This is a genomic window from Nocardia amamiensis NBRC 102102, from assembly GCF_001612745.1.
GTDB classification, from domain to species: Bacteria; Actinomycetota; Actinomycetes; order Mycobacteriales; family Mycobacteriaceae; genus Nocardia; species Nocardia amamiensis.
Window position 1 is genome coordinate 1 of the sequence record NZ_BDBA01000032.1, and the last position, 14,553, is coordinate 14,553.

The following is a 14,553-nucleotide window of genomic DNA, read 5'->3' on the forward strand; positions in this document are numbered from 1 at the left end:
GTGAGGTGACCGGTTCCCTCCGGACAGTGGCCACTCGTAGGGTGGTTACGGAAAGTGAGGGAACAGTTCGTGGGTCAGCATCGCAGGAAGTACTCGCCGGAGTACAAGGACGAGGCCGTGAGAATGGTGATCGAGTCACCGGAGCGGTCGATCGCGGAGATCGCTCGTGATCTGGGCATCAACTCCGGGACGCTGACGAATTGGGTGGCAGCGCATCGGAAGAAGAATCCGGTCGCCGAGGAACCGTTGACGATGGCGGAGCGGGCGCGGCTGCGGGAGCTCGAACGCGAGAACCGGGAACTGCGTATGAAGGCAGAATTCTTGGAAAAAGCGGCGGCCTTCTTCGCGAGCCGGCAGCAGTGAAGTTCGCCTTCATCGCCGAGCTGGACGAGGAGAAGGCCTATTCTGTGGCGTTCATGTGCCGGAATCTGGATGTGTCGCGATCGGGCTATTACGAATGGAAGTCACGACCGGTACCCGAATCCGAGGACCGGCGCGAGGATTTGAAGTTGATGATCCGGGTTGTGTTCGACGACAGCTATCACACATACGGATACCGGCGTATCCACGCGGTGCTCACCGGCTCCGGTCACCTGGTCGACGACGACACCGTGCGCAAGCTGATGCGCGAGATGGGGTTGTGGCCGGTCCAGCCGCGGCCGTGGCGGCCGATCACCACCGACGCCGAGCTCGACCACCGGATCCCCGATCTGGTGGGCCGGGACTTCACCGCGGCCGGGCCGGGACGCAAATTCGTCTCCGACATCACCTACATTCCCACCGGGGAAGGCTGGCTGTATCTGGCGACGGTGATCGACTGTGGCACGAAGATGGTGGCCGGCTGGTCGATGGCCGACCATTACCGGACCCCTTTGATCGAAGCCGCTCTCGATATGGCAGCCGGTCGCGTGCCGATCGTGAAGGACGCCATCTTCCATTCTGATCGCGGATCGAACTACACGAGTTACGCTTTCGGGAAGAAGCTGGCGCGGATGGGGATGAAACAATCGGTAGGACGCACCGGCGTGTGCTGGGATAATGCAATGGCGGAATCGTTCTTCGGCGCCCTGAAAAATGAGTGGCTGCACCGTGTTTCGTTGGCTACTCACGCCGATGCGCGGCGCGCGGTTGTGAAATACATTGAGACGTTTTACAATCGGAAACGTCTCCACTCGGGACTCGGCTACAAGACGCCACAGCAGGTGCATACCGCATTCCTGAATCAGCAGATAGCGGCATGAGATAGACCTACGGGGCCGCTGTCCGGAAGCCACCGGGCTCCTCAATGCTGGGAACGCTGTGAATTTGTCAATGAGCTTAAGTAGGTGCGGGACGGTCAGGACCGGCTTGTGGCCATCGGAGCGCTGATGAACATGCATGGATTGCGTCGTGTGTTACTCGCTCTCGTCGAGTCGGTAGGTTTGCCGCGATGGGCCGTCGACTGCGAGTAACCCGAGTTCACGGTCATATTTGCCGTTGATAGTTCGGACGTTGAGGTCACTGGCAGGTTGGGTGTGTTTTTCGGCCCAGTAGGGCATGGGGATAAGGAATTCGTCGGCGAGGAGTTTCCCGGTGGCTCGGTCTTCGCTGCTGTTGAGCGCTTTCTCGTAGTCGGCGCGGTCGGTGCTGAGGATGGCTTCCGTGCCTTCGAAGAGTTGGTCGAATCTGTCGGTGAGGGCTGAGCGGTCGTCGAAGGGATGGCGGAAGCTGAGGAATCCGCGCTGGAAGTCATCACGATGTCTTTCGACGTCGATCCGCCATCGTTCACCCCAGGAGGTCGCGTAGATCTCGTCCAGCCATGCGGTGGTTGTGTTCTCGTTGATGACTTCACCTTCGTGGCGGCAGAGAATATCCCACGCCAGTCTGGTCGGTGTTTCTTCGTAGACGCCGTCGGCCCACAGTGTTTTGTTCTGTCCGCGCTGCCGGTAGTGGGGTTGGTGCACGGTCACCGGTACCGGTGGGAGGGCGCCGATGCGGTTGGCTCGGCCGAAGCGTTGTAGTAGGGCTTCGAGGTTGGCCGCGGAGGTGTAGCACATGTCGAGGTCGATGTTGAGTGAGACTTCGAGGGCCTGTGTACCGACCAGCAGTCCAGGCTGGCGTTGTTTGCCGACTTCGAAACGGTCGAGGATGCGTCGCTCGATGGTTGTGCGGTCGCAGCGTCTGAAGCGTGAGTGCAGCAGGAAAGCCGAATCGCTGCCGTGGGGTTCGATGCAGGATGGTGCCAGGTCCCGGTAGAGGGTGATGGCGTCTTTGATGTTGTTGGCGACGACCAGCACTGAGCGGCCGGCGGTGAGCTGGTCGCGGATTTCGTCGATGGATTGCGGGTCGGTGAGGCGGGAGGGGCGGGTGTGGATTCGGTGTCGGGCTGGTGCTGCGGTCTCGGCGGGTGGGGTGACGAGGCGGAGGGGTTGTTCGAGGGTGTTGGTTACGAGATCGGTGAGGCGGGTCGGCAGTGTGGCGGATAGGACGGCGATGCGGCCGCCGATCTGTTCCCAAAACCGCATCATGGCCAGGATCAGGCCCAGGCGGCGGGTGTCGAAGGCGTGCAGTTCGTCGAGGATGAATACGGAGTTGGCGCTATCGAGCAGGATGCTGGAATGCACCGGCCCAGCGAGCGCTCCGCGTAGGAGTTGGTAGGGCGTGCCGACGCGCAGCAGTTCCCGAAAGTTCTTCGTGGCTTGCGCCCGGGAGCGGGCCTTGCGGGCAGCTGCGACGGCGTCGTTGTCGTGTTCGTCGGTGTCGTCGGCGAGTGAGTGGGCGAGATGGTATGATGCGGCTTTGGAGTGGGCGACACCGATTCCGTCTCGGGTGTCCAATTCTTTGGTGAGCCGGTTGGTCATCGCGTTGATGCTGGCAAGGTATGGCAGGACGTAGAAGACGCGGGGGATGCTCTCGCTGCTCTTGGTGAGTTCGCTGATCTGGGTGCGTGCCCACAGCAGGGATGCTTCGGTTTTGCCGCTGGCGGTCCAGGAGCGCAGCAGCAGGTGACCACGGGTGTCGTGGGCGTTCTGCTGCTGGGGGCGCAGCGCGTACCCGTCGTGGGTGAGTCGTTCGATCAGCTGACCGGGGTAGTCGGCGGTGAGGGGTTGGCGTGTGTGCAGGTAGGCCCCTGGAGCGGAGGAGAGGTGGTCGGCCATGGTGAGAGCGCCGAGCAGCAGCACTGCCGTGCGGCCGTCGCTGTCGCCGTTGCGCAACGGCCACTCCCAACGGTCGATCAGTTTCTCCAGCACTGCGTGGGCTCGGGCAGCCAGCTCGTCGATCGTCACCTCGGTGATGCTGTCGTCGACGGGCAGCCCATAGTGGCGAGCGGTGTCGTGTAGCCACCGGCAGAGTCGGATGAGGTGGTCGTTTTCGGCGGGAAAGAATTTTGTGGTGAACGTTGTGGCGTTGTCATCGCCGTACTGGGTGAAGACAGGAAGCTTGCGGGCGTTGCTGCCGCCGGTGAAGGCGCGGTGGTGACCAGCGACGGCGGAAGCGACCCACACACGGTCGCGCTCCGGGTAGTCGTTCAGTAGCAGGCTGACGAACCCGAGCGAGAGGACTTCATGTCGCTGACCCCAAACGGTTGGCGGCTCATCGGTGTTGGCGATCTGGCGTTGGAAACCGTACGGGAATTTCCCCGTGTCGTGTAGCAGCGCGGCCAGCTCCGCCCATGTCCAGAACTCATCGGGAAGTCCAGGGATACGCCCGACGCGGGCTCGTATCCGCCGCAGCACTTTCAGCGTTTTCAGTGAGTGGGTGGTCAGCAGCTCGCCAGGTCGCTGCGGCTGCCCCGGCTTCGCGCGACCGGGGCTTTTAGCCCGCAACTCATACATCTGCTCTCCCGGCAGGAATTCGCCATCGATGGTGTTGCATTCTTGTGCTGGGTGGGGTGGTCAGGCGGTGGCGAACTGTGCCGGATGAGTGGACGGAAGCAGCGCGATGGCCTGACCGGTTTGCGTTGCCAAGCCGGTGTCGACCTGGACGGCGGCGCCTTGGGCGGCGTAGCAGTAGCTGCCCCAGCGCTTGCGGGCTCGGTCATCGGAGATCGCGGTGGTCAACCGCATCGGAGTTCCCGCGGTGCCGGGAATCTCCTGAGGCATGACAGCGTGGCCTTGAACCCCTGACCTGGAGACCAGGTCGGTGCGTCCGGTTTTGACTGCGACCAAGTCTTGGCTGCGGCCCAGCCGTAGTGGCCAGACCGGGCGCCGGAGCGCCCGCTGCCACATGTCGAGGTTCTCGATCAGCCACACGGTGAGGGTGGTGTGGGCGAGGAATTCTCGGTCTTTGATCGTGATGTTGGTGGGTGTCCCTGGGCTGCCGAGGGGATGGTAGGTCTCGAGGTCGACGCCGGTGCCTTCGGCACGAAAGGTCATGGCGAAGCGCGTGGTTTCGGGCACCTGATCCCATCCGCCGACAGCGGCAGCGAGGAACCCGCCAACCGTGGACGGTGGGGGACAGGGCAGCCCGACCTGCACCCCCGCGTACAGCGGGTTGCGGAAGCTGACGATCGGAGCGGTGACAACGATTTCCAGCGCCTGGGTCATACGCATCTGTGTCCTCTGCATGGGGAGCGGTCCATCGGGTAGTTCACGACGGCGCTACCGCGGTGCAGGGTCGTCGAACCAGTCGTCACGCTTGCCGTCGGTGAACTCCTCGGCCAGCGTGTGCAAGACGGTGCGGGGATGGTCGATAGTGACCCTTTCACTGTCGATGAGGTCGGCCAGATCCGTGCGGGCGCGTTCGCGCAGATCACCCAGAAACCCTGGGGCCCAGCCGATGCGGACTGCGCCGTCCAACTCGTCCTCCCACGCCTCGATCTCCTCGCGCAGGATGTCGGTGTCGAAGTGGGTCTTGCGGTCGCGTTCGCGCACGAGGCGGGTGAACGGGTTGGTGCCGCCATTGATCGGCGCCAGGATGATCAGGCCCGGTGTGCGGTCGCCGTAGTGCGCGGATTGCTTGGCTCCGCCCTTGACCGCAGCCATGGTGCGCAGCAGCACTGCGACGCGGCGGCGTCGTTCCTCGATCGGCAGCCGAACACACTGCACACCGCGCAGCGACACTTCCACCGCCCCATCGGCCATCAGCTCAGCGACGACCGACGGGGACAGGGCGGCCTTAGTGGTCTTTCCGCTGACCTCGAAAGTACCGACCCGGGGAAGATCCAACAGCAGGTCACCGGCGAGGTCAGCGGTGTAGAGCTCATGTTCGTGGATGACCGGGTTCGTGCCCGGTTCGAAACCGCGGCTCATGGTCCCCCAATCCATGACCGGCTTGTTCGGAACAACCGCGACCAACGTACCGGTCGCCAACACGGTGTCGCGCATGAAGGCTTTCGACTCACCCCGCTTGGCGCCGTCCTCATCCGCCTTGACCGCGATCATGTACCCGAACAGGTCGTCATCGAGATACTGGTCGGGCCGCCCCTTGGTGTATGCCTGCTGCTTTTTGCCCTCACCGCTGCGAATCACGGGCGAGACAGGCTCGGTGGCGGGCAGAGAGTCACGAATCCAGAGGCGCGACGCCTGCGCCGACACATACGGGTAGGTTGCGCGGCCGACATTGAACTGCTTGACCATGCCGCGGTTGTCCTCGCCACGGCCGTTGTTCGGGGCACCGGCCTTGATCTCCAGGATGGTTTGCCCCACCAGGTATGTCATCGTTACTGCTCCTCGGTGTTGTCGGTGGTGATGGTTGCAGCGGCATCGGCGATGTCGTCGAGGTCCTCACGTGACCCTTTCGGCTGCCAGTCACGCTCGGCGAGCGCTTCGATAACCGCGTAGACCAGCAGGCGCCGATACGTCCATGCCTTGTCGTCGTCGAAAAGCAGGCGGCACTCTTTCGCGGAGATCAACGTTTTCGGTGTTCCGGCTGGGCGGCTTTTCACCAGCCAGTCGACGGCCTGGGTGCGGAACCAGCCGTCGAGGTTGCCGCCGCGGGCGTTCGCGCGGATGAAGTCCCGGAACGGCCCTGGCCGGGAGTCCTGGCCGAGGAGGGCAGCGACCCTGCCGGCCAGTTCGGTGATTCGGGTGAAGTCTTTCTCGTCCATACGCAGCACCTCGATGCAGTAGGAAGACATGAGCGGAGCTATCCGACGCACCTGGTCGGGGATCGCTCCTTGAACGGAAACCTGTTCCAGCAGATACGCGGTCGTCCGGTGAAACACCGCCTCGGGATCGGAGAACGCACGCTTGGCGAGGAACGCCTCACCGGGAACAGTTTTGGTGGCCTGGGCGGCGACCACGGTCGGGTACCCTGCGCGACGATCGGCGTCTCGGGCCGTCGAGCGAAGCCACTCCGCCACAGGCTGCGCCATCTCCTGCGTGCGCAGGTACTGCTCCTTATTGGAATTCGACAGCACGATCAACTCCACCCCCGCGCGCAACCGGTGACCATAGCTACGAACAGCCGTCAGCACAGCGTGCTCACGCCCGTAGGGTCCGATCTTGGTCTTCTGCGGGGGCAGCCCCGCAACGGCGAGCGTGCGTTCAACAGCGACCTGGGTCATGCGCGCCAAGAATTCGGAATCCCAGGAGTGGATGGCCGCCGCACGACCACCACCCAAGTCGGCTCCATACGGGAAGGCCCAAAGACTGGCCAAGCACGGGTAACACAGCGGAGTGCCCTCGTGACCAGGTGCAGTGGTGTTCCGGTGCTCGCGACTGGCGCCCAGCGGAATGTCGACCTTGCCATACCAGCCACACGCCGGTCGGTCGCAGTACTCACACGGCACCGCAGGCCAGTCGACCGGGTCAGGCATCGACCGCCACTGCCGGATCCACTCGCGTCGCTCCTCCGGCGATTGCTTGCCGCGGGAGGTGGGATTGATCTTCGAGTTGGGCCACAACAGATAACTCGCACCCAGCCAGAACCCACCAGGCTCGGCGGCTTTGGCGACCTCTGCGGTCGTCTGGAGGTGCTGGGTCATCGTCTCGACGACGTTCGAGAACTGCTCGGACGTCAGTTCCTCGGGATGCTCGATCTCGGCCAGCGCGGCGAGAGCGAACGCGCCGATTCGCTGAATCGGACTCGGGGTCAGAACAACCCGATACTGGTGAACCGATACGTCAGACATCCATCCTGGCTCTCAGAGCTGAGTGAAGCAGGTAAGAAAATTGCGGGGGCCGGTCGTCATCTCGCGCAGCCCGCCTGGACGATGAAGGCCATAGTTCTAGGTGCGGATCCAGCCCATACCGGCGGCATTGTTCTGGCCTAACCCCCAACTATGGATCGCCTGAAGGGTTTTGGGATCTCCGCTGACCTCGACCTCCACGCAGGCTCCCGGCTTCTTACCTTTCTCACGCCTGCGCCTTGCACCGCGAACGAACGTTTGGGCCCGACCCAGGTCACCGCTTCCAGCGTCACATCCGGATCGAGGCCAAGCGTCTCCGCTTTACGACGCAGATTCCCCTGAAGATAGAAATCCCATTCCGGCTCACCAGGAAGACACCACGCTTGCCGCGTTCTCCGTACACCCGAACCATCCTTGCCCGAACCCTTCATCACCACCGGGGTACTCGTGCGGAACACTGCACGCCCCGAAGCGAACACCGGCGGCTCGGCCAACTCGACCTGGTCCACGATGAATGCTGCTGGACCCCAAGCAATCACCGGCATTATCAACAACGCCTTCGCCCACGCCTCCACGACCTCGGGCAGTGGACTACCGATCTCCAGCACACCAGGACCGCCTGCACTGTAGACACGCGGCCTCTTGCGGGCGGCGGGGAACATCGGCGCCGAGTACCCGAACGGCGCCATGCCGTGCGGGCCATAGCCGCTGTTGTGGAGTGCGGCACCCAACTCTGGCGCAGACCCTTTCAGCAGGGTGTAGGCCAGCGCTCGCCCAGGCGCCAGCACGTCGTCCCACGCCAACTCGCGGGCTCCGGTATGGAACATCAAACGCAGACGCATGACGACTTTCCTCGACAGGTTCGGCTCTCTCGTGTGGGCAACTCAGGTACGGCAGCGCGGTCAATAGCCCGTAGCTGACCGCACCGCCGAGGTTCAAGGGACTGTGCCGCAGCACTTCTCGTACCGTCGCGGAATTCGAAGCCCGCCGCATTCGCCTGCCCGAGACCCCAATCACGAATAGCATTGAGAACCAACGGGTCTCCCCGCAGAACAGCTTCGACAGCGGCGCCGGGCTTGAGCCCATCACCGACAGCAAAAGACCGCTTCGGACCCACCCAGCTGATCTGCTCCAGCGCCACATCCGGAACCAGATCCAAGGTTTCGGCTTTGCGGCGCAGATTCTGCTCGAAGTAATGATGGAACTCCGGCTCAGTCGGCAACACCCACGCCTGCCGCGTCATACGCTGCCCCGAATCATCGCGACCGGACCTCTTCATCACCACCAGCGTCCGGGTCCGCAACCGCACAGCACCCTCCTCGGCCGCTGTCTCCGCCAAGGCGATGTCGTGAACACGCAAAGCAACCCCACCCCAATCGATCAAATCACGCCCCGACAGCGCCACCGACCACCCGGCAATCACCTCCGGCAGCGGACTGCCCAACTCCAGATACCCCCGGCCACCCGCGGAGTACACCCCGCGCCACTTCCCGGCGTGCGGAAAGACAGGACCGGAATAGCCGAACGGCACCATCCCGTGCCGACTCCAACCGTGCTCATGAAGACGTCGCGCCAACGCCGGTGCAGCAGCAGACAACAACGAATAAACCGCACGCCCGGGTTCAAGAACCTTGTCCCACGGCACTTCTCGCGCCGATGTGGATACCCCAACTCTGAGCCTCACGAAACCTCCATTCCCCAGCGTGAAGCAGCACGCGCAACCGTACCGGCACCCACCGACAAACCGAGCCGCGATTAGAAACCAACCTTCAGTTGGTTATACGCCCACCCCCACATTTGGATACCGGTCAGTTGGATATTCTCGGCTTCACTCTTTGGTCTTGCGATTTCTCCGGGCCAAGGCCTTGCGCGCAATCGCCTAAACATCCTCGTGGGAGACAGGAACGTATTGCGGATTTCCGACTCCGTCCGCGCCTGCCCAACCCTCGCAGCCGGCGATGACAACACGCTCACCGTTGTCCACGGCGACTTCCCGACCGGCGCGTTGCCAACCCTCGCAGGGGCGATGAGGACCAGCAGGGCGATGGCCTCGTACACGTCGCCGCCCGGGTTGCCAACCCTCGCAGGGGCGATGAGGACTTTGTGCGGCCGCGGCATCGAACTCGTCCACAACGAGTTGCCAACCCTCGCAGGGGCGATGAGGACCTGCCGGGCGAACTCACCACGGAGCCGGTCTCGCGTTGCCAACCCTCGCAGGGGCGATGAGGACTGAAACCGTCCCGATCACCCGAGGCCGGTTCACGGTGTTGCCAACCCTCGCAGGGGCGATGAGGACCGCGGCCGAGCCGAGCTGCTCGCGAAGCGGTGTGAACGCGTTGCCAACCCTCGCAGGGGCGATGAGGACGTCCACACCCACACCACAAATCGACTTCGCCACCGAGTTGCCAGCCCTCGCAGGGGCGATGAGGACCGCTCATGACAGCTCTTTCCATGTGAAGTAGGACTGTTGCCAACCCTCGCAGGGGCGATGAGGACCCCAGGGTAAAGCTGCTGGTGGGAGGCCTTCTTCGCGGGTGGCAAGATACGGGGGTTGCAGCGGACCTCTGGTAGCGCTTGAAAGTACGGCGTGTCGCTGATCGATCTTGGTCGAGAGTCGAATGTGCGGGTTTGGAGGATTCCATTGAGCTGTTGCGGGTGGCCGAAGTAGCGGGTGCTCGGACTAAAGGTGTTTACGCACCCGCACGCCTACCCCATCGCTTGCTGATCGAGGATTCGATGGCGTCGCCGCGCATACAGCACTGCGGCTCCACTATCCAAGGCCACGCGGCCACTGGCTCGGCGCGTAACCACGCAAGCTTCCTCGCGAAGGTGTCCATTTACTGCCTGTTTTCATCGCAATCTCCTCGCATATGCCCGAATCCGACAGTATCCGTGGTGTTCGGCCCTCTGTTGCGTCGACGCTGGTGAGAGCATGGAACAGGACGTTTCTGAAGCTGGTCGAACAGCTCAAGAAGCCGTGGACTGCGAATCCATTGGTCGCGGGTCCGCGGCTGTCGGGTACCGCGGTTGGACTGCCCACGCGTCGTCGCTTGCATCTGTAGTCAGTCCGATTTATCCGGAAGCAGCTTCGCGCAAGGCTGCGTGGTGGGATGAGTTGTGAATCGGCGCCGGCTACCGACTGCGCCCGCCCTGCATCGCTGCACTGGGTACACTCACCGGCACCGGCTTTCCCGGCATCGAAAAGTCCTGTCCACCATCGAATCCCGTGTCGGCTGCCTCAGCTTGGAATGGCAGTGCACCCCTCGGCATCGAACTCACTGTGCGGAGTCGGGCGCGACGCCCACGGTGCTGCAGGACAACTCGGATCAGGCACGTAGCCGCCGTTACAGAGCTTGTCATTGACAGTCATCGTTGAAGCAACACGGTGCCGAGCCGCGTAAAGACAACAACTCAGCTCTCGTTTCGGTAGGCTGAGCCGAGGGAGAATCAGCAGACGGGCGGACAGGAGAGCCATGCCCTCGTCCCGGCTGTTGACTGGATCATGCGCGTTCATGTCGCTGATCCACCCTTACCCATGCCGTGGCGCAAATAGCGGAGGAGATGGGCACTGGCTCCGATTTCATATGCCACCAGCCCATGAGGCTCAGCGGCTAACGAAGACTCCTCCGAACGCAATCGCTGGCACGGGCGTCAGGTGCAACGAACCGACTTGTAGCAGAACAGTTTTGCGGTGCGCCAGCCGTGGGACTGCAGCCATCACTGCGAACCGAGCGGCCCGGCTGAAGGTGGATGCACAAGCGTTCCGATACCGGTCTGCACGTTCGGAGCACCAAGCAATCTGCAATCCGTCGGTACGCTTCAATTCCACCGGCGCTCATCATGTGCACTGACCCCAGCAATCGCAGGGTTAACCATCGCGTGGATGGGCCTGGCATCATCGAAGTCGTCTGCCCCGATGGCCCGCCTGAGTTGACCGATGACGCGGCCAGGGCGCTGCTTCAAATTCTGCTTCGACATGCACGTGAACACCCCGTCGAGAGGGAGGACGATGCCAAACCAGCCAAACGAGTGGGCCGTGCTCGACGAACTGTTGGGACTCGTCCCCGAAACCGTCGAAAGCGCCGGTGAACAGCGGTTCGCGTTCTATGGCCGCTGCTCGACCGAAGACAATCAGGACCCGGAGACCTCGTATCGGTGGCAGCGGGGCAACGCGGAAAAGTTCGTGTCCGAAGCGTCCATCGTCGCCGACTACTTCGACATCGGCCAATCGCGGTCGGTGCCCTGGCACCGACGCCGGGAAGCCGCGCGGCTGCTGGCGGATCTGAAGAATCCGGCCCGAGGATGGACGGCGATCGTTGTGGGCGAGGGGACCCGGTGTTGGTTCGGTAATCAGTTCAGTTTGGTCGCGCCGCGCCTGCAGGCGCATGGGGTGCAGGCGTGGGTACCCGAACTTGGGGGACGCTTCGATCCGCGCAATGTCACACATTCGATGATGATGAGCATGCTCGGCGGGCTGAGTGAGTCCGAACGTCAGCATGTTCAGCAGCGCACCCGCGCGAGCATGGACGCTCAAGTCCTCAACGAAGGCCGACACCAAGGCGGTCGAGCACCGTACGGGTACATGGTGGTCGACGGTCCGCCGCACCCGAACCCTCACCGAGCCTCCGACGGGTTGAAGCTGCGGATCCTCTCACTCGATGTGAGCACCGCGCCGGTGGTGCAACGGATCTTTCGTGACTACCTCGCCGGCCGCGGCGACAAAGCCATCGCCATCGCTCTGAACCGGGAAGGTGTGCCCTGCCCTTCAGCGCACAGGCCGGAGCAGAATCGTCACCGCTCACAGGACGGTTGGCAGGCCAGTACGGTTGCCGCGATTCTGCAGAATCCTCGTTACACCGGCTACGCCGTGTTCGGCCGATGGACCAAACACGAAGAACTCCTCGACCCCGATGATGCTGCCGCTGGTAACGTCACCCGTTTCCGGCGCTCGCCCGCACGCCGCATCGTTCGCTCGAAAAGCCCCGCCCATCCGGCCATCGTCTCGGTAGAAACCTTCACCCAGGCTCAACTACTGCGACGCCAGCGTGCGGGCGGTGGCAACCGCACTCGCGCCAAGCTCGAACGCAACAGAGCATCCAGCGGTCTGCGCCCGTATCTACTGAGCGGACTCGTGCGCTGCGAGGGCTGTGGTCGAAAGATGCAGGCCGAGTTGGTTCGTGACGCCGTGTACTACCGATGCCGTGCCAAGACCATCGCCGCCGGGAGTCCGGTCTTGCAGGACCATCCCCGAACTGTGAACCTGCGCGAAGATGTCGTCGTCGGGCCGATCGACGGCTGGCTGGCGCGCCTGTTCGATCGTGAACACCGCGAGAAGACCATCGCGGCTCTCGTGGCCGCTCAAGACACCGATGACACCGACCTTCAGCGACGAACGCTTCGACAACGCGTTACCGACGCCGAGGCCAGACTCTCGCGTCACCTCGCCGCGATCGAGGCAGGAGTTGATCCGCAAGCCCTCGTCACGGCCATGAACGCGGCACAGGCGGACAAAGCAGCAGCTCAGGCCGAGTTGAAGAGTCTACCCAAGATCAATCGGCTCACCGATATCGAGATCCGAAAGTTGATCGACTCACTCGGCGACATTCGTGCGGTACTCGCTGCGGGAGATCCAGCCGATAAGGCTCAGCTGTACCGAACCTTGTCCTTAGAAGTGCGCTACCAGCACCAACAGCAACTCGCAATCGTTGGTGCCACCCCCTGTGGGGTTAGCACTGGTGTCCGGAGGGGGACTTGAACCCCCACGCCCGATAAAGGGCACTAGCACCTCAAGCTAGCGCGTCTGCCATTCCGCCACCCGGACCGGTGTGCTCAGCAAGATTATCGGATCGCCGGGCGTGGACCAAATCGTGGCCTGACCTGGGGATTGTCGGAGGGTTGCCGAGGGGTGAATCGGCGCGGGCCGGGCAGGGTTCTGCCTGGCGCGGCCCGCGCGGTGGATCAGTGGAGTTCTTCGAATGTGCGTTCGAAGGCGAGGGAGCCGTTGCCGTCGGCTACCTGGCGGTCGAGGAGGTTCTTCAGGGGGGCGACGAAGTCGGTGGTGACGCCTGCGTCGCGGCTGGCGCGGTTGATCGCGTCGAGGGCCGCCTTGTGGAAGGCGATGGGCTGGATGGAGGAGCCGGTGTAGTCGGCGGCGTCGATGGCTTGGCCTTGCAGTGGGAGTGTCTGAGTCATCGCGGTGACCCATGCGGCGACCCGTGGGGCGAATTCGGCGGCGGGTACGCCGACCGAACGCATCATGGCCGCGCCGTGCAGGAAGCCGCCGAACATCGCATACATGGCGGCGAGCAGGGCGAAGTCGTAGGTCGATGCGAAGCCGGCGTCGTCGCCGAAGTACTCTGCGGCGGCGAGCAATTCGAGGGTCTCGCGGTGGGCGTCGAAGACGGTCTGCGAGCCGCTGTAGAGGATGGAGGCGCCGGGCTGGCCGATCATGGTCGGTACCGCCATGATTCCGCCGTCGAGGTAGGCGATGTCGTGCGCGGCCGCCCAGCGGGCGAGTTCGCGGGACTCCTCCGGTGCGGTGGTGGTCAGGTTGATCAGCTGCCGCCCGGCCAGCCGGTCGGCGACCGGGTCGAGGGTGGCGTGTACCGAAGCGTGGTCGAACAGGACGGTGACGACCGGGCCGCCAACGCTGATCGCGTCTGAGACGGTCGCGGCGCCGACAGCTCCGGCGGTGACGAGGTCGGCGTCCTTGCCGGGGGTGCGGTTCCAGACCGACGTCGTGCGGCCGGCCTTCAGCAGAGTCGCGGCGAGGGCATGGCCCATTGCGCCCAGTCCCAGGATGGTTACCGGGGTGTTCGTGGTTTCCGCCATTGCGGGTTTCAACTCCTTGGGTTCGAGAACGTCCTGGTCGGCGCGCCGCAACCAAGACTGCTCGATGCCAAGCGGCTCGACAAGTACCTACTAATTTGTCTGGTACTTACTAGTTGGTGTGTGAACAGGTAGAGAGGATGCACGATGGGCGCGAAGCGATCAGGACCATACTTCTGCGGTATCGATGCCGCGATGGACGTCATCGGCGGCAAGTGGAAGGCGCTGATCCTGTGGGAGCTGGAGAACTTCGGTGTCCGGCGTTTCGGCGAACTGCGTAAGGGGTTGCCGGGGGTCTCGGAGAAGATGCTGATCCAGCAGCTGCGCGAGCTGGAGGAGGACGGCATCGTCGACAGGACTGTGTACCGCGAGGTCCCGCCGCGTGTCGAGTACCGGCTGACCGCCCTCGGCGTCGCACTCAACGCCGCGCTCGAGCCGCTGGGCGCGTGGGGCCGCGACCGGATCGATCGGATCGGTGCGGAGCGGGTGCATCAGGCGCTCTGAAGTGAATCCTTCAAAAGTGAATGTTTCATCTTGGCAACATCGCCGAGCGAAAGATCAAGCTACTAGTTGGTAACTTTAGTTAATTTTGTGCACACATAACGTAATTGACGGTTAACCAGGCCCGTCGTATGTTCCACGTCACAACTTTGCACGAGTGGGTGGCGTGGCTG

The 14,553-nt window shown here is 63.3% G+C and carries 10 protein-coding genes, 1 tRNA gene and 1 CRISPR repeat array; of the genes, 3 read left to right on the forward strand and 8 right to left on the reverse strand.

Annotated features, from left to right (window positions below; genetic code table 11):
• Positions 1-69: 69 nt before the first annotated feature.
• A protein-coding gene (locus tag NA4_RS09180) for an IS3 family transposase (protein WP_157128918.1) occupies positions 70-1,241 on the forward strand; the annotation gives its coding sequence in 2 pieces (ribosomal slippage) (positions 70-325 and positions 325-1,241; 1,173 coding nt in all).
• A gap of 153 nt (positions 1,242-1,394) precedes the next feature.
• On the opposite strand, the gene NA4_RS09185 is transcribed toward NA4_RS09180, so the two are convergent.
• The 6 genes from NA4_RS09185 to NA4_RS09210 form a co-directional block, all read right to left on the reverse strand.
• A complete protein-coding gene (locus NA4_RS09185) occupies positions 1,395-3,815 on the reverse strand; it encodes a CRISPR-associated helicase/endonuclease Cas3 (RefSeq protein ID WP_067467061.1) in 2,421 nt (806 codons plus the stop codon).
• Between the two features lie 60 nt (positions 3,816-3,875).
• On the reverse strand, positions 3,876-4,532 hold the full coding sequence (gene cas5 / locus NA4_RS09190) for a CRISPR-associated protein Cas5 (protein WP_067467062.1): 657 nt from the start codon (positions 4,530-4,532) through the stop codon (positions 3,876-3,878).
• A gap of 48 nt (positions 4,533-4,580) precedes the next feature.
• The gene (gene cas7i / locus NA4_RS09195) at positions 4,581-5,639 is read right to left on the reverse strand and encodes a type I-B CRISPR-associated protein Cas7/Cst2/DevR (protein ID WP_067467065.1); all 1,059 of its coding nucleotides are present in this window, start codon (positions 5,637-5,639) and stop codon (positions 4,581-4,583) included.
• Positions 5,640-5,641: 2 nt separating this feature from the next.
• Positions 5,642-7,054: a hypothetical protein gene (locus NA4_RS09200; RefSeq protein WP_067467068.1), complete on the reverse strand. Its 1,413-nt coding sequence runs from the start codon at positions 7,052-7,054 to the stop codon at positions 5,642-5,644.
• 137 nt (positions 7,055-7,191) lie between these two features.
• Entirely contained in the window at positions 7,192-7,893 is a 702-nt protein-coding gene (locus NA4_RS09205; protein WP_218022275.1) for a CRISPR-associated endoribonuclease Cas6, read from the reverse strand.
• Positions 7,878-8,696, reverse strand: coding sequence for a CRISPR-associated endoribonuclease Cas6 (locus NA4_RS09210; RefSeq protein ID WP_218022276.1), 819 nt, complete (start codon positions 8,694-8,696; stop codon positions 7,878-7,880). The genes NA4_RS09205 and NA4_RS09210 overlap by 16 nt, the downstream gene beginning before the upstream one ends.
• A 359-nt stretch (positions 8,697-9,055) precedes the next feature.
• Positions 9,056-9,547: direct repeats of the CRISPR family, unit length 30 nt; unit sequence GTTGCCAACCCTCGCAGGGGCGATGAGGAC.
• A 1,513-nt stretch (positions 9,548-11,060) separates the two neighbouring features.
• Here NA4_RS09210 and NA4_RS38830 point away from each other — a divergent pair.
• Entirely contained in the window at positions 11,061-12,806 is a 1,746-nt protein-coding gene (locus tag NA4_RS38830; RefSeq protein WP_084496930.1) for a recombinase family protein, read from the forward strand.
• On the opposite strand, the gene NA4_RS09220 is transcribed toward NA4_RS38830, so the two are convergent.
• Positions 12,785-12,872 (reverse strand) — tRNA-Leu (locus tag NA4_RS09220). The genes NA4_RS38830 and NA4_RS09220 overlap by 22 nt on opposite strands.
• A gap of 137 nt (positions 12,873-13,009) precedes the next feature.
• A complete protein-coding gene (locus NA4_RS09225; protein ID WP_067467169.1) occupies positions 13,010-13,882 on the reverse strand; it encodes an NAD(P)-dependent oxidoreductase in 873 nt (290 codons plus the stop codon).
• Between the two features lie 144 nt (positions 13,883-14,026).
• Here NA4_RS09225 and NA4_RS09230 point away from each other — a divergent pair, with 144 nt between their 5' ends.
• On the forward strand, positions 14,027-14,383 hold the full coding sequence (locus tag NA4_RS09230) for a winged helix-turn-helix transcriptional regulator (protein WP_067467077.1): 357 nt from the start codon (positions 14,027-14,029) through the stop codon (positions 14,381-14,383).
• Positions 14,384-14,553: the final 170 nt, after the last annotated feature.